This is a genomic window from Streptomyces sp. NPDC001070, from assembly GCF_053598835.1.
The window spans coordinates 16,121-38,675 of record NZ_JBSFLB010000056.1 but is presented as its reverse complement, the minus strand read 5'-3'; the positions used below and the strand labels follow the sequence as shown (position 1 = coordinate 38,675).

Here is a 22,555-nt window from a genome sequence, read left to right as displayed (position 1 = left end):
GCCCGGTTACATTTCGAACCCGGAAGCTAAGCCTTTCAGCGCCGATGGTACTGCAGGGGGGACCCTGTGGGAGAGTAGGACGCCGCCGAACAATTCTTCAGCCCGTCGCCGGAGCCTCATCAGAGGCCCGGCGACGGGCTTTTTTATGCCCTGAGGTAAGGTCGGGTGGAATCATCGGAGCGTACGTTCAACAGGAGGGGCCCCCGGTGGAGGTCCAGGAGACAAGGGTGCAGACGGATCGCGTCTTCACGATCCCCAACATCCTGAGCATGGCACGGCTGTTGGGCGTGCCGGTGTTCCTGTGGCTCATTCTGTGGCCGGAGTTCGGCGGGCCGAAGGTCGACGGCTGGGCGCTGCTGGTGCTCGCGCTGAGCGGCGTCAGCGACTACCTCGACGGCAAGCTCGCGCGCCGCTGGAACCAGATCAGCAGCCTCGGCAGGGTGCTGGATCCGGCCGCGGACCGGCTGTACATCGTCTCCACGCTCATCGGCCTCACGTGGCGCGGGATCCTACCCTGGTGGCTGACCGCCATCCTGGTGGCCCGGGACGCCGTCATGGGCGTGATGATCCTGGTCATGCGCCGGCACGGCTGGGGTCCGCCGCAGGTCAACTTCATGGGCAAGGCCGCCACCTTCAACCTGATGTACGCCTTCCCGTTGCTACTGCTGAGCGACGGCGACGGGTGGCTGAACACGCTCGCTGCTATTTTCGGATGGGCGTTCGCCGGATGGGGTACAACGCTGTATTGGTGGGCAGGGATCCTCTACGTGGTCCAGGTCCGCCGACTCGTCAGGGCGGACGCCACGGCCGATTGAGCCCGCGTGCCCGGCAGGAGAGACATCCGGCCGGGTGCCCCGCGCGTGACCGGCGGTCCGGGGGACCGCGAGGGTCCGCGTACGAGAGAGCACGGGTGACGTCGGCAAGACAGTCGTCTCTTTGAGGAGGACGCTTCCGACATGAAGGCCGTCGTGATGGCCGGCGGCGAGGGCACGCGCCTTCGCCCGATGACCTCGAGCATGCCCAAGCCGCTGCTGCCGGTCGTGAATCAGCCGATCATGCAGCACGTGCTCAAGCTGCTCAAGCGGCACGGTCTGACCGAGACCGTGGTGACCGTGCAGTTCCTCGCCTCGCTCGTCAAGAACTACTTCGGCGACGGCGAGGAACTCGGCATGGAGCTCACCTACGCGAACGAGGAGAAGCCACTCGGCACCGCCGGCAGCGTCAAGAACGCGGAGGACGCACTCAAGGACGATTCGTTCCTGGTGATCTCCGGTGACGCCCTGACCGACTTCGACCTGACCGAGCTGATCAACTTCCACCGGGAGAAGGGCGCGCTGGTCACGGTCTGCCTGGCCCGGGTGCCCAATCCCCTGGAGTTCGGCATCACGATCGTCGACGAGGAGGGCAGGGTCGAGCGCTTCCTCGAGAAGCCGACCTGGGGCCAGGTCTTCTCGGACACCGTGAACACGGGCATCTACGTGATGGAGCCCGAGGTCTTCGACTACGTCGAACCGGATGTCTCCGTCGACTGGTCCGGTGACGTCTTCCCGCAGCTGATGAAGGAAGGCAAGCCCATCTACGGCTACATCGCCGAGGGCTACTGGGAGGACGTCGGCACCCACGAGAGCTACATCAAGGCGCAGGCCGACGTCCTCGAGGGCAAGGTCGACGTCGACATGGAGGGCTTCGAGATCTCGCCGGGGGTCTGGGTCGCGGAGGGCGCCGAGGTCCACCCGGACGCGACGCTTCGCGGTCCCCTCTTCATCGGTGACTACGCCAAGATCGAGGCCGGGGCCGAGGTGCGCGAGCACTCGGTGGTCGGCTCCAACGTCGTCGTGAAGTCCGGCGCCTTCCTGCACAAGGCCGTCGTCCACGACAACGTCTACATCGGGCCGCAGACCAATCTGCGCGGCTGCGTCATCGGCAAGAACACCGATGTCATGCGGGCCGCGCGGATCGACGACGGCGCGGTCATCGGCGACGAGTGCCTGATCGGCGAGGAGTCGATCATCGCCGGCAACGTCCGGGTCTATCCGTTCAAGACCATCGAGGCCGGCGCGTTCGTGAACACGTCGGTCATCTGGGAGTCCCGGGGCCAGGCGAACCTCTTCGGCGCGCGGGGTGTCTCGGGCATCCTCAACGTGGAGATCACCCCGGAGCTCGCCGTGCGCCTCGCGGGCGCGTACGCGACGACGCTCAAGAAGGGTGCGACCGTCACCACCGCGCGTGACCACTCGCGTGGTGCCCGTGCGCTGAAGCGGGCGGTGATCTCGGCGCTGCAAGCCAGCGCGATCGACGTGCGCGACCTGGAGAACGTGCCGATGCCCGTGGCGCGGCAGCAGACGGCGCGCGGCAGCGCCGGCGGCATCATGATCCGCACGAGTCCCGGCATCCCCGACTCGGTCGACATCATGTTCTTCGACGAACGCGGCGCGGACCTGTCGGCCGCGGGCCAGCGCAAGCTGGACCGCGTCTTCGCGCGCCAGGAGTACCGGCGTGCGTTCCCGGGCGAGATCGGCGACCTGAACTTCCCGGCGAGCGTCTTCGACTCCTACACCGGCGCGCTGCTGCGGGCCGTGGACACCTCCGGCATCGCCGAGGCCGGGCTGAAGGTCGTGGTCGACGCGGCGAACGGCAGCGCCGGCCTGGTCCTGCCCAGCCTCCTCGGGCGGCTCGGGGTGGACTCGCTGACGATCAACCCCGGCCTCAACGAGGCCAGGCCCACGGAGACGGCCGACGGCCGGCGCGCGGGCCTGGTGCGGCTCGGGGAGATCGTGGCGTCCTCGCGGGCGGCGTTCGGCGTGCGCTTCGACCCGGTCGGGGAGCGGCTGTCGCTGGTTGACGAGCGCGGAAAGATCATCGAGGACGACCGGGCGCTGCTGGTCATGCTCGACCTGGTCGCCGCCGAGCGCCGCAGCGGCCGGGTGGCGCTCCCGGTGACGACGACCCGCATCGCCGAGCAGGTCGCGGCGTACCACGGCACGCAGGTGGAGTGGACGACGACCTCGCCCGACGACCTGACCCGGGTCGGCCGCCAGGAGTCCACCATCTTCGGCGGCGACGGCAAGGGCGGCATCATCATCCCGGAGTTCAGCAGCGTCTTCGACGGCGCCGCGGCCTTCGTGCGGCTGATCGGCCTGGTGGCCCGTACGCAGCTCACCCTGAGCCAGATCGACGCCCGCATCCCGCGTGCCCACGTCCTCAAGCGGGACCTGGCGACGCCGTGGGCGGTCAAGGGCATGGTCATGCGCCGCGTGGTCGAGGAGGCGGGGGACCGCTTCATCGACACCACGGACGGCGTGCGCGTGGTCGAGGCCGACGGCCGCTGGGTGATGGTGCTGCCCGACCCGGCCGAGGCGGTCACGCATCTGTGGGCGGAGGGCCCGGACGACGTCTCCGCGCAGGCGCTGCTCGACGAATGGTCGGCGATCGTGGACAGCGCCGGTCGCTGATCCCACCCCGGGAACGGCTCACGGGCCCCTCCCGACGCGCCTAACGGCGCGTCGGGAGGGGCCCGTTCGAGGTCGGTGGCACGGACATGCGACGATGTGCGGCATGCCGCAGCAGCACCCCGATCGGAGCAGCGCCCCTGGGAGGGCCCTGACCCGGCGCCCGGACGCCTCGATGTCGCTGCTGACCAACGTCATGGAGCACAGCCTCGACGACGGATACGCCGAGGCGGCGGCCCGCCGGGGCGCCACCGGCAGGTCGCGTCTGCCCGGCACGCTGCGGGGCAAGCTGGTGCTCGCGCTGGGTCTGGTCCTCGCCGCCGTCCTGGTCACCATAGGCGCCGCGCAGACGCAGGTCGCGGCCCCCACGCTGGCCAAGGAGCGGCAGAAGCTCATCGACCGCATCCAGTCCGAGACCCGCGCCGCGGACGACCTGCAGAAGAGCGTGGACGGGCTCCGCGACGACGTGGCGACCAAGCAGCGCCAGGCCCTCAAGAACCAGGGCGGCGAGGCGGAGCGCGTGGCGCTCCTCGCCGGGGCGACCCCGGTCACCGGGCCCGGGATCGAGGTGGAGGTCAACGACGCCAAGGAGGCGTCGTCGGGCGGCGGCAGCGACCCCCGTACGACCAGCGACTTCTCGGACACCGGCCGTGTGCGCGACCGGGACATGCAGCGCATCGTGAACGGACTGTGGGCGTCGGGGGCGGAGGCCATCTCCGTCAACGGGCAGCGGCTGACCTCGTTGTCGGCCATCCGTGCCGCGGGGGACGCCATACTGGTCGACAACCGGCCGCTGGTACCGCCCTACACGATCCTGGCGATCGGGGACCCGCAGAAGCTGAGCACATCCTTCCAGGACAGCGCGGACGGACAGTATCTGCACGTCCTGCAGGAGAACTACGGGATCCGCGCGCGCGTCTCCGAGAAGGAGAAGCTCGATCTGCCCGCGGCTCCGAGTCTGATAATCCGCTCCGCGACGCCGGTCCCGTCGGCCGGGCCGTCGTCGAGCGCATCCGGAAATGGGAAGGGTACGAATTGATCGCCGTACTGGGCCTGATCGTTGGAGTGGTGGTGGGCCTCGTGGTCCGCCCCGTCGTGCCGACGGTGGTCGAGCCCTACCTCCCGATCGCCGTGGTCGCCGCGCTCGACGCCGTCTTCGGCGGTCTGCGGGCGATGCTCGACGGGATCTTCGACGACAAGGTCTTCGTGGTCTCCTTCCTGTCCAACGTCGTCGTGGCCGCGCTGATCGTCTTCCTGGGCGACAAGCTGGGGGTGGGGGCGCAGCTCTCCACGGGTGTGGTCGTCGTCCTCGGCATCCGCATCTTCTCCAACGCCGCGGCGATCCGCCGCCATGTCTTCCGGGCGTGACAGCACCATGAACGACGAGAACGACCAGACACCGGACAAGCCGGAGCCGCCGAGCCCCGGCACTCCGGGCGAGCCGGCCGAGCCGGGCAAGCCGGGCAAGCCGGTGGAGCGTGCTGAGCCCATGCCGCCCGCCGGGCCCTCCCGGCCGGCCGGGCCCGCGGAACCGGGGGCGCCCGCGGAACCCGCCGGTCCGGCGCGGCCCACCGTGCGGCCGGAGCTTCCCGCCCCTCCCGGACCGGTCCCCCCGGCCGAGCCCGCGGCGGCGGAGCCGTCCCCGCTCGCCGAGGAGCCGCCGCGGCAGCCCGCGGCCGAGGCGCGGGGGGCGGCGCCCGCCGGCACCGGCCGGGCACGGCTCAGGGCCGGGCTCTGGCCGCCGCGGCTCTCCCGTGCCCAGCTGATCGTCGCCCTGCTGCTGTTCGTGCTCGGGCTCGGCCTGGCGATCCAGGTCCGCTCGACCAGCGACACCAGTGCGCTGCGCGGCGCGCGACAGGAGGACCTGGTGCGGATCCTGGACGAGCTGGACAACCGCTCGCAGCGCCTCGACGACGAGAAGCGGCGGCTGGAGGAGCAGCGCACGGAGCTGGAGAACAGCTCGGACCAGGCCGAGGAGGCCCGCAAGCAGACCGAGCAGAAGGTCGAGCAGCTCGGTGTGCTGGCCGGCACGGTCGCCGTCGAGGGCCCCGGGATCACGCTGACGATCACCGACTCCCACGGAGCGGTCGAGGCCGACATGCTGCTCGACGCGCTCCAGGAGCTGCGTGCCGCGGGCGCGGAGGCGATCCAGATCAACGACGTGCGCGTCGTGGCCGACACGTACTTCACGCAGGGCTCGAGCGGTGTGGAGATCGACGGGCAGAAGGTGAGCCAACCGTACCGCTTCAAGGTCATCGGTAATCCACAGGATCTTGAACCCGCCCTGAACATTCCCGGCGGCGTGGTACAGACTTTGGAGAAGGAGCAGGCCACAGCGGATGTGACGCGATCGCAGAAGATCGTCGTGGACGCCTTGCGGCCGTCGGAGCAGCCTGACTACGCTCAGTCGTCATCCCGGTGATGCGGGTGCGAGTGGGGTTCGCGGGGGAGGGCGGGAGAATGCGGGGGGTCGCCGCACCGTTGGGGTGGTGCGTGAGAGAAACTGTGTGTTGGTCGTGACTGAGGGTTCGTCCTGCCCCACGGGCGGGTCTGTGTCGTTCAAGGGGAATCGCCCGTGAAGTTGTTCGGTAAGTGGTTCGGCAAGAGTACGCGTCAGGCCGGTGACAGCCCCACGGCGCGTCACCGGGCACCGCGGCATGGCCAAGGAGAGGGACCGGGCGAGGAGCGCCCGCTGTTCCGTGACGGGACCGCTGCTCCGGGTGGTGACATTTCGGGCGGTCATGGCGCGGTTTCTGTTGACCCTGCGGCTGCGGGGCGCATAGGTTTCCAGCAACCATCAGCCTCTAACACAGGTGGAGGGTCCTTGCCGGTCTGTCCGCGGTGCGGGTTCCAGAACGCGGAAGCGAGCCGCTTCTGCTCCAACTGTGGCGCGCCGCTGCGTGCCGGAGTGCCGTCCGAGCGTGCCTCCGAGACCACGTCGACGATCTCGATCTCCGGGATCGAGGCCTACGAGGCCGAGGCGACGGGTCAGACCACGCTGCCGGCGCTGTCCCCTGAGGCGCAGGCCGCGGTCGACGCGCTGCCCCCGGGTTCCGCGCTGCTGGTGGTGCGCCGTGGTCCCAACTCGGGGAGCCGCTTCCTGCTGGACGGTGAGCTGACGACGGCCGGCCGCCACCCGGAGAGCGACATCTTCCTCGACGACGTCACCGTCTCGCGGCGTCACGTGGAGTTCCGGCGCGCTCAGGACGGCACCTTCACGGTCTCCGACGTCGGCAGCCTCAACGGCACGTACGTCAACCGGGAGCGGATCGACTCGGTGACCCTGTCCAGTGGCGACGAGGTGCAGATCGGCAAGTACCGACTGGTCTTCTACGCGAGCCAGTGGGGCGCCTGACCCCCGCGAGGGAAGGTTCATGCTTCGTACACCGTCGGGCGGTGCCGGCAACGGCACCGCCACCACGGACGACCGGCTGCTGAGCATCGGGGCGGTGCTCAACGAGTTGCGTGAGGAGTTTCCCGAGGTCACCATCTCCAAGATCCGCTTCCTCGAGGCGGAGGGGCTGGTGGAACCGCAGCGCACCCCGTCGGGGTACCGGAAGTTCACCGTCCGGGACGTCGAACGGCTGGGGCACGTGCTGCGCATGCAGCGCGATCACTATCTTCCGCTGAAAGTGATCCGCGAGCATCTCGACGCCCTCGACCGCGGCGAACCGCTCCCGCTGCCCGTCTCGTCGTCCGGGGAGTCCCGGGAGCTGATCGAGGTCGGCGCGGTGGAGCACGAGCCGCCCGCCCCGCTGCGGATCGGCAAGGACGAACTGCTGGCCGCCACCGGCGCCGAGGTGGGCGAACTGGCGCAGTGGGAGGCGTACGGGCTGGTGGAGCCCGGTCCTGACGGTGACTATGACGCCGAAACGGTGAACATCGCCAAAATCGTCGCCGACCTGGGCCGCTTCGGGCTCGAACCGCGCCATCTGCGGGCGGTGAAGGCGGCCGCCGACCGCGAGGCCGGTCTGGTGGAGCAGGTGATCGCGCCGCTGCGCAGGCACCGCAATCCGCAGACCAGGACGCACGCCGAGACCACCGCGCGCGAGCTGGCGGCGCTGTCGGTGCGGCTGCACGCGGCGCTGCTGCAGGCCGCGCTCAGGGTGCGGCTCTTCTGAGCCGGCATGACCAGGACACGCCCGGTCGGTGACCGGCCGGGCACGTCCCGACTACCCAAACCTGCCGGGCACGGCCTAGGGTTGCTGTGTGAACGAGCTCGACGTCGTGGGTGTCCGGGTCGAAATGCCCTCCAACCAGCCGATTGTGCTCCTGCGGGAAGTGGGAGGCGACCGCTACCTGCCCATCTGGATCGGGCCGGGGGAGGCCACCGCCATCGCTTTCGCGCAGCAGGGCATGACGCCCGCGCGGCCGCTGACCCATGATCTGTTCAAGGACGTGCTCGAGGCCGTCGGCCAGACGCTGACCGAGGTCCGGATCACCGACCTGCGTGACGGCGTCTTCTACGCCGAGCTGGTGTTCGCCAGTGGCGTGGAGGTGAGCGCCCGTCCCTCGGATGCCATAGCGCTCGCGCTGCGGACCGGAACTCCCATTTACGGGAGCGACGGTGTGCTGGACGACGCAGGCATCGCCATTCCCGACGAGCAGGAGGACGAGGTCGAGAAGTTCCGCGAGTTCCTCGACCAGATCTCGCCCGAGGACTTCGGTACGAGCAGTCAGTAAGGCCCCGCGGGGACCATTCGTCCAGCCGTACCCCCTGGGTGGACACGGGAAACCACTCCAGGGGTTGATATCACTCGGCGTGCCGAGCGTGGCGATCGTTGACGCACCCGGAGTGACTGCCTACCGTCGAGAAGGAAAGTCCCGATGGCACGTGCGCGTGCCTGGAGGGGTGCGAAGGGACGGGAGGTCGGCGTGAGAAGCACCGGCGACGGTACGGCCTTTGGCGGCCCGTATCCGATGCGCGGGGCCTTGGCCCGCAACGCCGCAACGCCCCCCGGCGGGGGTTCGGGCGACACCTCTGGGCAGCGACCGGAGGAGACCGGCGAACGCGTCGGCTACCGCGGGCCGACCGCCTGCGCGGCGACCGGAATCACCTACCGCCAGCTGGACTACTGGGCGCGGACGGGGCTCGTCGAGCCCAGCATCCGGCCCGCGTACGGCTCGGGGACGCAGCGCCTGTACAGCTTCCGGGACGTCGTCGTCCTCAAGATCGTCAAGCGGCTCCTGGACACGGGTGTCTCCCTGCAGAACATCCGCACCGCCGTGCAGCACCTGCGGTCCAGCGCGCCCGCCGAACTCACCCGGATGACGCTGATGAGCGACGGCGCGACGGTGTACGAGTGCACCTCGCCCGACGAGGTCGTCGACCTGCTCCAGGGCGGGCAGGGCATCTTCGGGATCGCCGTCGGCGTGGTGTGGCGGGACGTCGAGAGCGCCCTGTCGCAGCTGCACTCCGAGCGGGTCGACACCGGGGAGACCGTGGTCGGCCACAACCCGGGCGACGAGCTGGCGCGGCGCCGCAACCGGGCCGGCTGAACGACTCCCCACCCGTCCGCCGTACAGGCGTACGGCGGATGTCGGACCCGTGGGGCACCATCGGTGACTGTGAGAAGCGCGCCGACCATCCTCCACCTGGACATGGACGCGTTCTTCGCTGCCGTCGAGCAGGCCGCGAAGCCGAGTCTGCGGGGGAAGCCGGTCGTCGTGGGCGGTCTCGGGCCGCGGGGCGTGGTGGCGACCGCGTCGTACGAGGCCCGGGTCCACGGTGTGCACTCGGCGATGCCGATGGCCCACGCGCGCCGGCTGTGCCCCAATGCCGCGTATCTCGTGCCGCGCTTCGCGGTCTACCGGCAGATCAGCGACGTCGTCATGGAGCTGCTCTCCCGGCTGTCGCCACTGGTGGAGCCGCTCAGCCTGGACGAGGCCTTCGTGGACCTGGAGGCCGGTGGCGTCGAGGAGGACCCCCGCCTGGTGGGGGAGCGGCTGCGGGCGGACATCCGGGCGGCGACCGGGCTCACCGGTTCGGTCGGTCTAGCCGGCTCCAAGCTGCTCGCCAAGATCGCCTCCGAGCAGGCCAAGCCCGACGGCCTGGTGGTCGTCGAACCGGGCACCGAGCGCGAGCTCCTGGCGCCCATGCAGGTGCGCACGCTGCCCGGCGTGGGCCCGGCCACGGCCGAGCATCTGCGGCGGGCGGGCATCGCGACCGTCGGCGAGGTCGTGGAGGCGGGGGAGGCCGAGCTGGTGCGGCTGCTCGGCAAGGCGCACGGCACTCATGTGCACGGGATGGCCCTGGGGATCGACGAGCGGCCCGTGGTCGCCGACCGCGAGAGCAAGTCGGTCTCGGTCGAGGACACCTTCGACGTCGACCTCACCGACCGCGTGCGGGTCCGCCTGGAGGTGGACCGACTGGCCGACCGCTGCGTGCGCAGGCTGCGCTCCGCGGGCCGCTCGGGCCGCACGATCGTGCTCAAGGTGCGCCGCTACGACTTCACCACGCTCACCCGCTCCGAGACCCTGCGCGCCCCCACCGACGACCTCGCGGTGGTCCGCGAGACCGCGGCGCGCCTGCTGGAGGCCGTCGACATCACCGGCGGCGTACGCCTGCTGGGAGTCGGTGTCGCCGGGCTCGCCGACTTCACGCAGGAGGATCTGTTCGCCCAGGCGGCGGAACGGGAGGAGAGCGCGGCCGACGAGGAGGCCGGCCGGGCCGAGGAGGGGGCGGAGCAGGCCGCCGGGGCGGCGCCGGTGCCCGCTGGGGCGGCGCCGGTGCCCGCGGGGGCCGAGCGGCGCTGGGTGGCGGGGCAGGACGTGCGCCACGCCGAGCACGGCGCGGGGTGGGTTCAGGGGAGCGGGGTCGGCCGCGTCACCGTCCGCTTCGAGGAACCGGGCTCCGCCTTGCCCGGGCGGGTGCGCACCTTCGCGGTGACCGACGCGGACCTGGAGCCGTCCGAGCCGCTCCCGCTGGTGCCCTCGGGGCCGCAGGGGCCGCCGCGTCAGCTGTCGCCCGCCAGTGTGCCGAAGTCGCGGTCCGGCGGCGGCTCCGGCACCGGACCGGACAGCGACGGCCCGCTCATGCCGTAGTGGTGGTAGAGCTGCAGTTCCTGCTCGGGGGAGAGATGGCGGCCCACACCGAAGTCCGGGGCGTCCTTGATCAGTGCCTTGTCGAACGGCACGCGCAGCTCTTCCCCGGTGAACTCGCTCGGTTCCAGCGGCACGAACGCGTCGCGGCTGAACAGACCGGTGCGCACCGCGGCCCATTCGGGCTCGCCGGTGGCGTCGTCGAGGTACACCTCGTCGACGGTGCCGATCTTCATCCCGTTGCGGTCGAAGGCCCTGCGCCCGATCAGGCTGCGCGGATCGATACCGGTCTGCACGGTCCCTCCAACTGGTCGCGATTAATCCTATTTAGGCACGAAAGGTGGCGGCTGTCACATGACCCCTCTCCGGACCGCGCTGGTACGCTGACAGCGGCTGCTGACCCCTTGCGGGAGAGTCCTGACGGTGCGGGGAACCGCCCGTCGGGCGCCGAAGGAGCAAACCCTCCCCGGAATCTCTCAGGCATCCGTACCGCATGGGTGAGGTCACTCTGGAAAGCAGGAAGGGCGGCACGCAACCGTGCGCGGCCGCTTCCTCACCGACGGTGAAAGCCGTCCCGACGCGTGCGGGGCGGTGAAGCTCTCAGGTTCAGATGACAGAGGGGGAGGCCGTGTCGCGTCAGACCAGGAGGCCTCCGCAGATGACCGCCAACCGCATCCCACTCTCCGAGCTGGAGCGCGGCATCCCCTTCGAGCAGCGCCACATCGGGCCCGACGCCGCGGCGCAGGCCAAGATGCTCGCACAGGTCGGCTACGGTTCGCTGGACGAGCTCACCGCCGCAGCCGTACCGGACACCATCAAGAGCGCCGAGGCCCTGGGCCTGCCCGACGCCCGCACCGAGCCCGAGGTGCTGGCCGAGCTGCGCTCCCTCGCCGACCGCAACCAGGTGCTGCGGCCCATGATCGGCCTCGGCTACTACGGCACCTTCACCCCGCCGGTCATCCTGCGCAACGTCATGGAGAACCCCGCCTGGTACACGGCGTACACGCCCTACCAGCCGGAGATCTCCCAAGGCCGCCTGGAGGCCCTGCTGAACTTCCAGACGGTCGTCGCCGACCTGACCGGGCTGCCGACCTCCGGCGCCTCGCTGCTCGACGAGGGCACGGCGGCCGCCGAGGCCATGGCCCTGTCCCGCCGGGTCGGCAAGGTCAAGGAGGGCGTCTTCCTGATCGACGCCGACACCTTCCCGCAGACCGTGGCCGTGATCGAGACGCGCGCCGAGCCCACCGGCGTCGAGGTCGTCGTAGCCGACCTGAGCGACGGCATCCCGGCGGAGATCGCCGAGCGCGGGGTCTTCGGTGTGCTGCTGCAGTACCCGGGCGCCTCCGGCGCCGTCCGCGACCTCAAGCCGGTCGTCGAGCAGGCCCGCGGACTCGGCGCGATCGTCACCGTCGCCGCCGACCTGCTGGCCCTGACCGTGCTCACCTCGCCCGGCGAGCTCGGCGCCGACATCGCGGTCGGCACCACCCAGCGCTTCGGCGTGCCTATGGGCTTCGGCGGCCCGCACGCCGGCTACATGGCCGTCCGTGACGCCCACGCCCGCAGCCTGCCCGGGCGCCTGGTCGGCGTCTCCGTCGACGCCGACGGCGACAAGGCCTACCGCCTGGCCCTGCAGACCCGTGAGCAGCACATCCGCCGCGAGAAGGCCACCAGCAACATCTGCACCGCCCAGGTGCTGCTGGCTGTCATGGCCGGCATGTACGCGGTCTACCACGGCCCGGACGGCCTGGCGCAGATCGCCCGCCGCACCCACCGCTACGCCGCGATCCTCGCCGCGGGCCTGCGCGCGGGCGGTGTCGAGGTGACCACCGACGCCTTCTTCGACACCCTGACCGCCCGTGTGCCCGGCCGGGCCGCCGAGGTCGTGGCCGCCGCCCGCGAGGCCGGGGTCAACCTGCGCCAGGTCGACGCCGACCTGGTCGGCGTCGCCTGCGACGAGACCACCGGCCGCGCCGACCTGGCCGCCGTCTGGGGCGCCTTCGGAGTCAGCGTCGACGCCGAAGGGATCGAGGCCCTGGACGCCGCCACCGAGGACGCGCTGCCCGCCGACCTGACGCGCGGCGTGGACTACCTGACCCACCCGGTCTTCCACCAGCACCGCTCCGAGACAGCGATGCTGCGCTACCTGCGCCGCCTCGCCGACCGCGACTACGCGCTGGACCGCGGCATGATCCCGCTCGGCTCCTGCACGATGAAGCTGAACGCGACCACCGAGATGGAGCCGGTCACCTGGCCCGAGTTCGGCGCGCTGCACCCGTTCGCGCCCGCCGAGCAGGCCGAGGGCTACCTCACCCTCATCCGTGAGCTGGAGGAGCGCCTCGCCGAGGTCACCGGCTACGACAAGGTGAGCCTGCAGCCGAACGCCGGATCCCAGGGCGAGCTGGCGGGCCTGCTCGCCGTCCGCGCGTACCACCGCGCCAACGGCGACACGCAGCGCACGGTCTGCCTTATCCCGTCCTCCGCGCACGGCACCAACGCCGCCAGCGCCGTGATGGCCGGCATGAAGGTGGTCGTCGTCAAGACGGCCGGCGACGGCGAGGTCGACGTCGACGACCTGCGCGCCAAGATCGAGCAGCACCGCGACGAGCTCGCCGTGCTCATGGTCACCTACCCCTCCACGCACGGCGTCTTCGAGGAGCACATCGGCGACATCTGCGGCGCGGTGCACGACGCGGGTGGTCAGGTCTACGTGGACGGCGCGAACCTCAACGCCCTGGTGGGTCTGGCGAAGCCCGGCCACTTCGGCGGCGACGTCTCGCACCTGAACCTGCACAAGACCTTCTGCATCCCGCACGGCGGCGGCGGCCCCGGCGTCGGCCCGGTCGCGGTCCGCGCCCACCTCGCCCCGTACCTGCCCAAACACCCGCTCCAGCCGTCCGCGGGCCCGGAGACGGGCGTCGGACCGATCTCGGCCGCGCCGTGGGGCTCGGCGGGCATCCTGCCGATCTCGTGGGCGTACGTCCGGCTCATGGGCGGCGAGGGCCTCAAGCGCGCCACCCAGGTCGCGGTGCTCGGCGCGAACTACGTCGCCAAGCGGCTGGAGCCGCACTACCCGGTGCTCTACACCGGTCCCGGCGGGCTCGTCGCGCACGAGTGCATCATCGACCTGCGCCCGCTGACGAAGGAGACCGGCGTGACGGTCGACGACGTCGCCAAGCGCCTGATCGACTACGGCTTCCACGCGCCGACGATGTCGTTCCCGGTGGCCGGGACGCTGATGATCGAGCCGACGGAGAGCGAGAACCTCGCGGAGCTGGACCGCTTCTGCGACACGATGATCGCGATCCGCGGGGAGATCGAGCGGGTCGGTTCGGGGGAGTGGCCCAAGGAGGACAACCCGCTGCGCAACGCCCCGCACACGGCCGGCGCGCTGGGCGGGGCCTGGGAGCACCCGTACTCCCGTGAGGAGGCGGTCTTCCCGTCCGGTGTGTCGGCCGCGGACAAGTACTGGCCGCCGGTCCGCCGAATCGACGGCGCCTTCGGCGACCGCAACCTGGTCTGCTCCTGCCCGCCGCTGGACGAGTACGACGTGTAAGGGCGGTTGACGCTCAAGGGTCGGCCCCGCTGCGCCAGCGGGGTCGGCCCTTTGTCGTTCCCGGCCCGGTCAGGCCGCGGTGACGATGTGCTCGCTGCCGAGCGGGCGGTGCGGGGCGATGATCTGCCCGTCGGGGAGGAGCTCACCGGTGTCCTCGAAGAGCAGGACGCCGTTGCACAGCAGGCTCCAGCCCTGCTCGGGGTGGCTGGCCATGATGTGGGCGGCCTCGCGGTCGGGGCTGCCGGCGGACGGACACTGCGGCTGGTGCGGGCACATGGACGAAGTCTTTCGCTGCGAGTGGTGTGAAGTACGGCTGCCTTGGGTAGGAACCTCGGTCATGCCGCTCCCCCGTTCAGTCGGTCGGTCCCAGTGTTGCTCTACTGGGGGATTTCCGCAGGGATTTCGCGTGAGCTGTCCTCGTTAGTTGGGGACGCATTCACTCTGGCGGGCGGTTGCCCGGACAATGCAACGCCTCCGTGACCGGACGGTCACGGAGGCGTGTGCAGGTCGCCCCAGCCGGGAGCCTCAGGCGGTGGTGCCGAGCAGCGGTGGCGGAGCCAGCCGCAGGGTCAGCACCGGCACCAGGTCGGAGAGCCGGTGCATGCGGTGCGCGGCGATCCCCGGCGGGGCCGGGGCGAGCGGGATCAGCAGATCCGAGGGGGCCGGCTGGGCGGTGCCCGCATCCGCCGCGACGTCCCCGTGGAGCCAGAGTGTCAGCATGTACAGCCCCGGTACCGAGAGCAGATGCGGCTGGTAGGGGGTGGTGAGCGCGTCTGCCTGGCGCAGCGCGCGCTCGGTCGAGGCCAGGTACGGGCCCTCGCAGAAGTGCGAGAACGCCCAGCCGTCCGGGGTGTCCACGGTCTCGCCCGCGGCTGCCACCTTCTCGCCCGTGCGGATGTGGAAGCGCCAGCCGGTCAGCCGCGCCCGGGGCAGCCCACCCGGTTCGGTGATCACAGGGTCGAGGACGTGCAGGGGGAGCGGGTGCTCGGCGACGAGCGGCCCGGAGGCGTTGCGCAGCGAGGGGGTGCGGGCCTCGCGGACGGCGGTGGGAGAGCTCAGGGCGGCGAGAACGCTCCGCAGGGCGGGAGCGGGGGCTGGGGCTACCTGCAGCGGCATGGTGGGCGGCCTCTCATGGGGAGACACGGGGGGTGCTCGGCGGGGTGCGGACAGCACTGTCAGCGATGGAGCAGATGAAACGGCGGCAGGCCGGGACAGCACGGAACCGTGGGGCGCGTGGAGGCGGCGGCGTGCGGAATCAGCGGGGGCATGCGGATCCCTTCCCGTGGCCGGTGCGTCGCGGGCGCGCGGCGGGTCGCGGAGGCTCTGCCTGTGAACGAAGGATATACGAGGAGTGTTCGCGCAGTGTTTCATCTAGCCGTCAGTGATATTACGGGCAAGGCGGTTCCAGGTCACCCTGAGCAGGTAATGGCTCCCCGATTGCACCGTCGCGCACGCGGTGAACTGCGCTTTCCGTGTTACTGCGGATGGCTGAATCTCGTCGGTGTTTTTCACGAGACGTCCGCCGTCGGCATGTGAATTCAGTCCATGCCCGCGGAATGTGCCGCAAGACGGTGCTCGCGGCCAGCTTAGCGGCTCCCGGCGCCCCCGGGGGAGCCTTATCGATCTCGAGGCTGGGCATGATGTGATCACGTCTCACTCGAGGAAGGACCTCCGATGGGGGAAAAGGTCGCGGCCACGGGGTTCGACCTGTCCGACCGCCAGCGGTACCGCCGGAAGCTGAAGCAGTGTCTGCTGGGGTTGGAGCGACTGCTGGAGGAGAAGCGATTCGACCGTCCCCGCAATCTCATGGGGCTGGAGATCGAACTGAATCTCACGGACCGCGACGGGCTGCCGCGCATGATGAACGAGGAGGTGCTCGAGCGCATCGCGAGCCGTGATTTCCAGACGGAGCTCGCACAGTTCAACATTGAAGTGAACATCGCACCGCACCGGCTTTCCGGCCGGGTCCTGGACCGGCTCGCCGAAGAGTTGCGCATGGGCCTGGGATATGCCGAGGGAAAGGCCCGCGAGGTGGGCGCCCGCATCGTGATGGTCGGAATCCTCCCCACCCTCGGTGCGCAGGATCTGGTCGGTGCGAACCTTTCCCGGGTGGACCGCTACATGCTGCTCAACGACCGCATACTCGCGGCCCGCGGTGAGGACATCACCCTCGACATATCCGGCGTGGAGCGGCTGACCTGCGTCTCCGGTTCGATCGCCCCCGAGGCCGCGTGCACCTCGATGCAGATGCACCTCCAGGTCACCCCCGCCCGCTTCGCCGCCGTGTGGAACGCCGCGCAGGTGGTGGCCGGCCCGCAGGTCGCGCTCGGCGCCAACTCGCCCTTCCTGTTCGGCCGGGAACTGTGGCGGGAGACCCGCCCCACCCTCTTCCAGCAGGCCACGGACACCCGCCCCGAGGAGCACCGCGCCCAGGGCGTGCGTCCCCTGACCTGGTTCGGCGAGCGCTGGATCGACTCCGCGTACGACCTCTTCGCCGAGAACGTGCGCTACTTTCCCTCTCTGCTGCCCATCTGCGAGGACGAGGATCCGCTGCACGTCCTCGACGAGGGCGGGGTGCCGCAGTTGAAGGAACTCACGCTGCACAACGGCACGATCTACCGCTGGAACCGTCCCGTCTACGCGGTCGTCGACGGCGTGCCCCACCTGCGGGTGGAGAACCGGGTCATGCCCGCCGGACCCACCGTCGCCGACGTCCTGGCCAACACCGCCTTCTACTACGGGCTCGTACGCTCGCTCGCCGAGGCGTCACGCCCCGTCTGGAGCCGGCTGCCGTTCGCCGCCGCAGCGGCGAACTTCGACGCCGCCTGCCGGTACGGCATCGACGCGGTGTTCAACTGGCCCCGGCCCGGGCGCGGCAACGGCGTCGTCGAGATCGGGGCCGTCGAGCTCGTCCTGGACGAACTGCTGCCGCTGGCGTCGGCGGGACTGGACGCCTGGGGAATCGACCCGGTGGACCGGGACCACTACCTCGGCATCATCGAGGGCCGCTGCCGCAACCGCATGAACGGCGCCGAGTGGCAGGCCGTCGCCTTCCACCAGGAGCTGGACCGCGGACTGGACCGGCAGCGGGCACTGGCCGCGATGACCCTGCGCTACTGCGAGCTGATGCACAGCGGCGCCCCCGTGCACGAGTGGCCGCTGGAACGCTGAGCCCGCCCCGCCCGCGCACGCCCGCGGGGCACGGGGCAAGCCCCCGCTCGCGCCACCGGCCCGATGAGGCAGGATGGCGCGGGTGGAGGCATCTGTGGACAGGAATTCGGTGGAGGCCGGCGGGTCCGGGGTGGCGGAGAGGCTTGCTCCGCGCGCGCTGCGCAGCGAGACCCTCCTGGTGCTGGCGCTGTCGCTCGGAGCGAGCGGGCTCGCCGCGCTGATCAGCTTCATCGGGTCGCTGACCAAACCCGGCGGACTCAAGGACCAGGCGGCCACCCTCGTCGGCTCCCAGGCGCCCGGACGGCCGTGGCTCGACCTGGCCTGGCAGCTGTTCGGCATCGCCAGCGCGCTCGTCCCGGTGGCGCTCGTCGCCCACCTGCTGGCCCGCGAGGGCACCGGCATGCCGGTGATCGGCTTCGACCTGCGCCGCCCGCGGATCGATCTGCTGCGCGGTGCCGTCGTGGCCGCGGCGATCGGCGGCACCGGACTGCTCTTCTACCTGGGCGCACGCGCTTCCGGGTTCAATCTCACCGTCGTACCGGAGTCCCTGCCCGACGTGTGGTGGAAGATCCCCGTGCTGATCGCCTCCGCGATCCAGAACGCCGTGCTCGAGGAAGTCATCGTCGTCGGCTACCTGCTGCGCAGACTGGGCCAGTTGGGCTGGACGCCGATCAGCGCGCTGGTCGCGAGCAGCGTGCTGCGCGGCTCGTACCACCTCTACCAGGGCGTCGGCGGGCTCGTCGGCAACATGGCGATGGGCGTCGTCTTCGTCCTGCTCTACCGGCGGTGGGGCCGGGTGGGGCCGCTGGTGGCGGCACACGCGCTGATCGACATCGTGGCCTTCGTGGGATACGCCCTGCTGGCGGGGAAGGTCGGCTGGCTGCCGACCGCGTGACCCGGGCGCCGCGGGCAGGGGCGCCGGCGAGCGCTACGGGTGGGCGTGCAGCTCACCGTCGATCACGGTCACGGCGCGGCCGCTGAGCAGCACGCGGTCGCGGCGCAGCGCCGTGCGGACCAGTCCCGAACGGGCCGAGGCCTGCAGCCCGATCAGCTCGTCGCGGCCCAGGCGCTGCGACCAGAACGGCGCCAGGGCGGTGTGGGCGCTGCCGGTCACCGGGTCCTCGTCGATGCCGACGCCGGGGAAGAAGCCCCGTGAGACGAAGTCGTAGCCGGTCGTCGCCGGGGACTCGGCAACGGCGGTCACGATCAGACCGCGCTTCGAGGGCAGCGCGGCGACGGCGGCGAAATCGGGGGCGAGGGCCCGCACGGTCTTCTCGTCGGCGACTTCGACCAGCAGATCGCCCACGTCGTCGCCGGTCTCGTGCACCGACAGCACCTCGGCGCCGATCGCGGACGCGATCTCGTCCGCGACGACGATCGAGGTCAGCGGGGCGGTCGGGAAGTCCATGGTGATGGTGCCGTCATCGGTGGCCGTCGTGGTGAGGATGCCGCAGCGGGCACTGAACCGCACCGCGCCGTGGGCGGCGCCCGTGCTGTGCAGGATGTGGGCGGTGGCCAGGGTCGCGTGCCCGCACATGTTCACCTCGGCCTTCGGGGTGAACCAGCGCAGGGCCCAGTCCGCGTCCTGGGCGTCGGGCGTGGGGTGGGCGAAGGCGGTCTCGGACAGGTTGACCTCCGCGGCCACCCGCTGGAGCCAGCCGTCCTCGGGGAAGGTGTCCGCGTCCAGCAGGAGCACGCCCGCGGGGTTGCCGGCGAAGGGGCGGTCGGTGAAGGCGTCGACGATTCGAATCCGCATGTCGGCGAGCCTACGGAGGAGGGAACGGGACCGGCCAGGGCCAATCGAGCGTTAGTGGACCGGCGCCCGCGGCGACGCACACCGGACCGTACGTCAGGTGGCGTCGGGCGCAGCCCCCTTGGCGAGGAGCACGCGGTGCGGGGACGGTCCCGGCGGTCACCGGCGAGCGCCCGGGCTCCGTCAGGAGGGGCCCCCACCGCCCGCCGGCGTGCGCAGCAGGGAGGCGTGCGCGGACAGCACGGCCCGGCAGCGGGCGCGTTCCGGGTGGTCGGCGTCGGAGCCGAGGAGCAGCACCTCGCGCTCGTTCTCGGCGTCGACCGGCTCGGCGAGTTCGGTCACCACCATGACCACGTCGAGCAGCGCGGACCGCACTTTGACGTCCGGGTCGGCCGCGAGGCGCAACAGGAACGGCAGGGCGGCCGGCATGGCGGCGCCCAACCGGAATACGCCGTCCATCAGCACGTCGGTGAGCACCCGCGCGGCCTCGGCACCGGCCCGCTCGTCGAGCAGCGCGTGGAGGACGGCGGGAACCCCGGCGGGGCAGCCGGGGAAATCGGCCCAGGGCACGTCGGCGCACCCGCGCAGAGCGGGGTGCCCCTCGCCCGTCCGCGCCGCGTCCGGGTGGTCGCGGAGGAACCCGGCGACCATGGCCTCCTTCGCCGCGGCATCGAGCACGCACATCCGTCCGGCCTCCTTGTCAGGCGACGCCGGCAGGGAAGGGCGTCGAGGGGGACACTCTGCCAGGACACGGCTCCCGCCCTCACATGGGGATCACGCACGGGAACACCGTCCCGGCATCGATCAGAGATGGAGAAGCCACCTGCGCCGCGGCCCGCCTAACGTGAGGTGACCGGCCGGAAGGCGGCGGGAACGGCACAAGGAGAATCACGATGACCAAGGGCGTGACGACGATCATCTACCCCACGCAGGACCTGGACAGGGCCAAGGCCCTGTTCACGCAGTGGCTCGGCGTGGAGCCCTTCGTGGACGAGCCCTACTACGTGGGCTACCGGGTGGCGGGACAGGACATCGGCCTGGATCCCAACGGGCACGCCAGGGGGATGACCGGGCCGGTGGCGTACCGGGACGTCGAGGACGTCAAGGCGGCCGTGGACGGGCTGGTGGCGGCGGGCGCCGAGGTGCTGCAGGACACCCGGGACGTCGGCGGGGGCAAGCTGATCGCGATGGTGAAGGTCACGGACGGCCATGTCGTCGGGCTCGCCCAGCAGCCGGCCTGAGCCGGAGTACGTCCTGCGGCCCGTCGGACGGGTCGAGTCGCCGCTGCGGAGCCGGGACGAGGCACCGAAGCAGGGGGACGAGGGGGCGCCCGAGGCGTGGCTGGTGTTCGAGCCCTGGGTGGCGGAGGCGCTGCGGGGCCTGCGGCCCGGTACGGAGGCGCTGGTGCTGACGTGGCTGGACCGGGCGCACAGGGACGTGCTGGAGGTACGGCCGCGCGGAGCGCCCGACCGGCCGCTCACCGGGGTGTTCCGTACACGGTCGCCGGACCGGCCGAACCCGGTGGGTCTGCACCGGGTGCGGCTCGTCGAGGTCGACGGGCTGCGGGTCCGTGTCCGTGACCTCGAGGCACTCGACGGCACGCCCGTCGTCGATGTGAAGCCGGTGCTCGGGGGGTTGGACGAGCGATGACGAAGGGGTCCCGGTCGCCGTGCGGCAACCGGGACCCCTCGCTGTTTCGTTACCGTGCTCGTGCCGACGCGATGCCCGCACTCGGCGTCCGGCCCCGGTTCCTTCCACCGAGCGCAGGCCTCTGCTGATGGGCGGTCAGCCCTCGCGCGCCGGCGGCGCGAGCAGGGTGCCGAAGACGTTGTCGAAGAAGTCGTCGAAGGCCTCGCCCGACCGGCTGGAGCGCGCGGCGATCAGCGTGCCCTCCCAGGCGTTGAGGACGAACCGTGCCGTCCGCTCCGTGTCGAGGTCCGCCCGCACCGCACCGGTCTGCTTCGCCTCGGCGAGCACGCCGGAGATCACCGAGGCCCAGTGGTCCAGCGACTCGCGGACCCCGGTACGGATCGTCTCGCTGTGGTCGGCGACCTCGGCTCCGAAGTTGCCGAACAGGCAACCCCGGGTGAAGTCCGCGTCCACGACGTCGTCGCGCAGGAACGCGAAGTGCGCGCGCAGCCGCACGAGCGGTGCGACGCCGGAGGGCGCCAGATCCTGCAACCGGCGGCTCGCGCCGTAGCGCTCCAGGGCGACGAGGGCGAGGGACTCCTTGCTGTCGAAGTGGTTGTAGAACGACCCCTTCGGCGCGCCGGCGGCATCGGTGATGTCCTTGACGCCCGCCGCGTTGTACCCCTTCGCGTGGAACTGCTCGACCGCCGCGTCGACGATCTCCTCGCGCATGCTTCGCCTGGCCATGGAGCCACCTCCTCGCGCCAATATGGTCAGTCGTCTTCGACGCTGTCAAACGGTCTCGGAACGGCCCCCGGCCGGGCCGCCCGGCCTCAGGCGGTCATGTCCAGCACGACCCGGAATCGGGCCTCGCCGGACATCATCCGCTCGTAGGCCTCGGGCGCCTGCTCCAGGGACATCGTCTCCACCATCGGGCGGATGCCGAAGCGGTTGCTGAACTCGAGGTTGTCCTCGTTCTCGATCGAGTGGCCGGTCAGGCTGCCGGTGACGGTACGGCTGCCGAGGACGAGGTCCGCCGTGGTGACCGAGACGGGGTCCGGAGCGACGCCCACCACCACCAGCTTCCCGCGCGGGGCGAGGCCCGGGACCAGCGGCGTCATCGAGGCGCCGCTGGCCGCGGTGGCGATGACGGCGTCGGCGCCGCCCAGCTTCTGCAGCGCGGCGGCGGGGTCCTCCGCCGAACTGTCGATGTAGTGGCTCGCTCCCAGTTCGACGGCGAGCTTCTCCTTCTCCCGGCCGCGGGCGATGGCCGCGACGCGGTATCCGAGCCGGGCGGCGTACTGCAGGCCGAGGTGCCCGAGGCCGCCGATGCCCTGGACCGCGACGAGGGCGCCGGGGCGGGCGTCCAGCCGGCGGAGCGCGGTGAAGGTGGTCAGGCCGGCGCAGAGCAGCGGCGCGACCTCGACGGGGGACATGCCGTCCGGCACCCGGACCAGGCCGCTGCTGCGGGCGATGAGCACCTCCGCGTATCCGCCGTCCGTGGTCGTTCCGGTCTGCGGCTGGTTCAGGCAGTTGACGAAGTCCCCGCGGCGGCAGGGGGTGCACTCACCGCAGTGGCCGTTCAGGAAGCCCACGCCCACGCGGTCCCCGATGCGCCAGGCGCCGACGCCCTCGCCGACGGCGTCGATGACGCCGACGACCTCGTGGCCGGGGACGACCGGTCGCGACGGATCGGCCCGCAGGCCCTCCACGGCGAGCACGTCGGAGTGGCAGACCCCGCAGCTCTCGACCCTCAGCCGCACATGGCCGGGGGGCGGCTCGGGGACCTCTCGGGTGACCAGCTCGAAGTTCCGGGCACCGGTGACTTCGAATGCGCGGTAGGTGGACATGGTGCTCCTCGGCGGATGTCGGGGTGGGGTGGTGGCGGTGCGGGGCGCCGCCGCCGCGGAGAAGGCGGCGGCGCGCCACACGTCCCGCTCCGCGCTGCGTCGCAGCGGC

22 protein-coding genes, 1 rRNA gene, 1 pseudogene and 1 riboswitch are annotated in these 22,555 nt (G+C 71.3%); of the genes and pseudogenes, 17 read left to right on the top strand and 7 right to left on the bottom strand.

Translation table 11 applies throughout. The features are described from left to right. The 12 genes and pseudogenes from rrf to ACWDAS_RS39280 all read left to right on the top strand — a co-directional run. Window positions 1-91: ribosomal RNA gene (gene rrf, locus ACWDAS_RS39335) — 5S ribosomal RNA — on the top strand; the annotation flags it as partial. Window positions 92-206: 115 nt separating this feature from the next. Next, window positions 207-815, top strand: coding sequence for a CDP-alcohol phosphatidyltransferase family protein (locus tag ACWDAS_RS39330; RefSeq protein ID WP_450400533.1), 609 nt, complete (start codon window positions 207-209; stop codon window positions 813-815). 141 nt (window positions 816-956) lie between these two features. Beyond that, the gene (locus ACWDAS_RS39325) at window positions 957-3,452 is read left to right on the top strand and encodes a sugar phosphate nucleotidyltransferase (protein ID WP_450400532.1); all 2,496 of its coding nucleotides are present in this window, start codon (window positions 957-959) and stop codon (window positions 3,450-3,452) included. A gap of 94 nt (window positions 3,453-3,546) precedes the next feature. Then, window positions 3,547-4,488 (top strand): DUF881 domain-containing protein, encoded by a 942-nt coding sequence (locus ACWDAS_RS39320; RefSeq protein WP_450400530.1) that lies wholly within the window; start codon window positions 3,547-3,549, stop codon window positions 4,486-4,488. Then, window positions 4,485-4,817: a small basic family protein gene (locus ACWDAS_RS39315; protein ID WP_003984969.1), complete on the top strand. Its 333-nt coding sequence runs from the start codon at window positions 4,485-4,487 to the stop codon at window positions 4,815-4,817. Before ACWDAS_RS39320 ends, ACWDAS_RS39315 begins: the two co-directional genes overlap by 4 nt. A gap of 121 nt (window positions 4,818-4,938) precedes the next feature. Then, window positions 4,939-5,871 (top strand): DUF881 domain-containing protein, encoded by a 933-nt coding sequence (locus ACWDAS_RS39310; RefSeq protein ID WP_450400539.1) that lies wholly within the window; start codon window positions 4,939-4,941, stop codon window positions 5,869-5,871. Between the two features lie 153 nt (window positions 5,872-6,024). Continuing rightward, a pseudogene (locus ACWDAS_RS39305) lies at window positions 6,025-6,342 on the top strand (zinc ribbon domain-containing protein); the annotation flags it as partial. A gap of 15 nt (window positions 6,343-6,357) precedes the next feature. After that, a complete protein-coding gene (locus ACWDAS_RS39300; protein WP_450400537.1) occupies window positions 6,358-6,804 on the top strand; it encodes an FHA domain-containing protein in 447 nt (148 codons plus the stop codon). Window positions 6,805-6,823: 19 nt separating this feature from the next. After that, window positions 6,824-7,570 carry a transcriptional regulator FtsR gene (ftsR, locus tag ACWDAS_RS39295; RefSeq protein WP_450400527.1) on the top strand — a complete coding sequence of 249 codons (747 nt, stop codon included), beginning with the start codon at window positions 6,824-6,826 and terminating at the stop codon, window positions 7,568-7,570. Window positions 7,571-7,658: 88 nt separating this feature from the next. Beyond that, the gene (locus ACWDAS_RS39290; RefSeq protein ID WP_018558705.1) at window positions 7,659-8,132 is read left to right on the top strand and encodes a bifunctional nuclease family protein; all 474 of its coding nucleotides are present in this window, start codon (window positions 7,659-7,661) and stop codon (window positions 8,130-8,132) included. Window positions 8,133-8,324: 192 nt separating this feature from the next. Further along, window positions 8,325-8,948, top strand: a complete 624-nt coding sequence (locus ACWDAS_RS39285; protein ID WP_450400525.1) for a MerR family transcriptional regulator — start codon at window positions 8,325-8,327, stop codon at window positions 8,946-8,948. Window positions 8,949-9,017: 69 nt separating this feature from the next. Then, complete coding sequence (locus ACWDAS_RS39280) at window positions 9,018-10,493, top strand: DNA polymerase IV (protein WP_450400524.1); 1,476 nt, start codon at window positions 9,018-9,020, stop codon at window positions 10,491-10,493. Here the strand turns inward: ACWDAS_RS39280 and ACWDAS_RS39275 are convergent. Beyond that, a complete protein-coding gene (locus ACWDAS_RS39275) occupies window positions 10,406-10,786 on the bottom strand; it encodes a PRC-barrel domain-containing protein (RefSeq protein ID WP_018558702.1) in 381 nt (126 codons plus the stop codon). The two genes, ACWDAS_RS39280 and ACWDAS_RS39275, sit on opposite strands and share 88 nt — an antisense overlap. Window positions 10,787-10,887: 101 nt before the next feature. Further along, window positions 10,888-10,992, top strand: a riboswitch (glycine riboswitch). Between the two features lie 156 nt (window positions 10,993-11,148). On the opposite strand from ACWDAS_RS39275, the gene gcvP reads away from it, so the two are divergent. Beyond that, a complete protein-coding gene (gene gcvP, locus ACWDAS_RS39270; protein WP_450400522.1) occupies window positions 11,149-14,043 on the top strand; it encodes an aminomethyl-transferring glycine dehydrogenase in 2,895 nt (964 codons plus the stop codon). Between the two features lie 69 nt (window positions 14,044-14,112). Here gcvP and ACWDAS_RS39265 read toward each other — a convergent pair whose 3' ends face one another. Together ACWDAS_RS39265 and ACWDAS_RS39260 are read right to left on the bottom strand one after the other, a co-directional pair. Beyond that, window positions 14,113-14,319, bottom strand: coding sequence for a DUF5999 family protein (locus ACWDAS_RS39265; protein WP_326578093.1), 207 nt, complete (start codon window positions 14,317-14,319; stop codon window positions 14,113-14,115). 249 nt (window positions 14,320-14,568) lie between these two features. Further along, the gene (locus ACWDAS_RS39260; protein WP_450400520.1) at window positions 14,569-15,159 is read right to left on the bottom strand and encodes a hypothetical protein; all 591 of its coding nucleotides are present in this window, start codon (window positions 15,157-15,159) and stop codon (window positions 14,569-14,571) included. A gap of 558 nt (window positions 15,160-15,717) precedes the next feature. Between ACWDAS_RS39260 and ACWDAS_RS39255 the strand changes: the two genes are divergently transcribed. Then, on the top strand, window positions 15,718-17,214 hold the full coding sequence (locus tag ACWDAS_RS39255) for a glutamate--cysteine ligase (RefSeq protein WP_450400519.1): 1,497 nt from the start codon (window positions 15,718-15,720) through the stop codon (window positions 17,212-17,214). 73 nt (window positions 17,215-17,287) lie between these two features. Next, entirely contained in the window at window positions 17,288-18,109 is an 822-nt protein-coding gene (locus ACWDAS_RS39250) for a CPBP family intramembrane glutamic endopeptidase (RefSeq protein ID WP_450400517.1), read from the top strand. Between the two features lie 33 nt (window positions 18,110-18,142). Here the strand turns inward: ACWDAS_RS39250 and ACWDAS_RS39245 are convergent, their stop codons facing one another. Then, the gene (locus tag ACWDAS_RS39245; protein ID WP_450400515.1) at window positions 18,143-18,970 is read right to left on the bottom strand and encodes a PhzF family phenazine biosynthesis protein; all 828 of its coding nucleotides are present in this window, start codon (window positions 18,968-18,970) and stop codon (window positions 18,143-18,145) included. Between the two features lie 180 nt (window positions 18,971-19,150). Further along, window positions 19,151-19,651, bottom strand: a complete 501-nt coding sequence (locus tag ACWDAS_RS39240; protein WP_450400513.1) for a hypothetical protein — start codon at window positions 19,649-19,651, stop codon at window positions 19,151-19,153. A gap of 209 nt (window positions 19,652-19,860) precedes the next feature. Between ACWDAS_RS39240 and ACWDAS_RS39235 the strand changes: the two genes are divergently transcribed. Beyond that, on the top strand, window positions 19,861-20,208 hold the full coding sequence (locus tag ACWDAS_RS39235) for a VOC family protein (RefSeq protein WP_450400511.1): 348 nt from the start codon (window positions 19,861-19,863) through the stop codon (window positions 20,206-20,208). Then, window positions 20,177-20,617 carry a tRNA (N6-threonylcarbamoyladenosine(37)-N6)-methyltransferase TrmO gene (tsaA, locus tag ACWDAS_RS39230; RefSeq protein ID WP_450400509.1) on the top strand — a complete coding sequence of 147 codons (441 nt, stop codon included), beginning with the start codon at window positions 20,177-20,179 and terminating at the stop codon, window positions 20,615-20,617. Before ACWDAS_RS39235 ends, tsaA begins: the two co-directional genes overlap by 32 nt. A gap of 135 nt (window positions 20,618-20,752) precedes the next feature. Here tsaA and ACWDAS_RS39225 read toward each other — a convergent pair whose 3' ends face one another. Further along, a complete protein-coding gene (locus ACWDAS_RS39225; protein WP_450400508.1) occupies window positions 20,753-21,343 on the bottom strand; it encodes a TetR family transcriptional regulator C-terminal domain-containing protein in 591 nt (196 codons plus the stop codon). 86 nt (window positions 21,344-21,429) lie between these two features. Next, entirely contained in the window at window positions 21,430-22,446 is a 1,017-nt protein-coding gene (locus ACWDAS_RS39220) for an alcohol dehydrogenase (protein ID WP_450400506.1), read from the bottom strand. Window positions 22,447-22,555 lie beyond the last annotated feature (109 nt).

Excerpts from the sequence above, each read along its gene's own strand:
- gcvP (WP_450400522.1), top strand. The coding sequence starts at position 11,149 with ATGACCGCCAACCGCATCCCACTCTCCGAGCTGGAGCGCGGCATCCCC.
- ftsR (WP_450400527.1), top strand. The coding sequence starts at position 6,824 with ATGCTTCGTACACCGTCGGGCGGTGCCGGCAACGGCACCGCCACCACG.
- ACWDAS_RS39235 (WP_450400511.1), top strand. The coding sequence starts at position 19,861 with ATGACCAAGGGCGTGACGACGATCATCTACCCCACGCAGGACCTGGAC.
- ACWDAS_RS39265 (WP_326578093.1), bottom strand. The coding sequence starts at position 14,319 with ATGTGCCCGCACCAGCCGCAGTGTCCGTCCGCCGGCAGCCCCGACCGC.
- ACWDAS_RS39325 (WP_450400532.1), top strand. The coding sequence starts at position 957 with ATGAAGGCCGTCGTGATGGCCGGCGGCGAGGGCACGCGCCTTCGCCCG.
- tsaA (WP_450400509.1), top strand. The coding sequence starts at position 20,177 with ATGTCGTCGGGCTCGCCCAGCAGCCGGCCTGAGCCGGAGTACGTCCTG.
- ACWDAS_RS39245 (WP_450400515.1), bottom strand. The coding sequence starts at position 18,970 with ATGCGGATTCGAATCGTCGACGCCTTCACCGACCGCCCCTTCGCCGGC.
- ACWDAS_RS39225 (WP_450400508.1), bottom strand. The coding sequence starts at position 21,343 with ATGGCCAGGCGAAGCATGCGCGAGGAGATCGTCGACGCGGCGGTCGAG.
- ACWDAS_RS39220 (WP_450400506.1), bottom strand. The coding sequence starts at position 22,446 with ATGTCCACCTACCGCGCATTCGAAGTCACCGGTGCCCGGAACTTCGAG.
- ACWDAS_RS39310 (WP_450400539.1), top strand. The coding sequence starts at position 4,939 with ATGCCGCCCGCCGGGCCCTCCCGGCCGGCCGGGCCCGCGGAACCGGGG.
- ACWDAS_RS39240 (WP_450400513.1), bottom strand. The coding sequence starts at position 19,651 with ATGTGCGTGCTCGATGCCGCGGCGAAGGAGGCCATGGTCGCCGGGTTC.
- ACWDAS_RS39255 (WP_450400519.1), top strand. The coding sequence starts at position 15,718 with ATGGGGGAAAAGGTCGCGGCCACGGGGTTCGACCTGTCCGACCGCCAG.
- ACWDAS_RS39320 (WP_450400530.1), top strand. The coding sequence starts at position 3,547 with ATGTGCGGCATGCCGCAGCAGCACCCCGATCGGAGCAGCGCCCCTGGG.
- ACWDAS_RS39260 (WP_450400520.1), bottom strand. The coding sequence starts at position 15,159 with ATGCCGCTGCAGGTAGCCCCAGCCCCCGCTCCCGCCCTGCGGAGCGTT.
- ACWDAS_RS39250 (WP_450400517.1), top strand. The coding sequence starts at position 17,288 with ATGGCGCGGGTGGAGGCATCTGTGGACAGGAATTCGGTGGAGGCCGGC.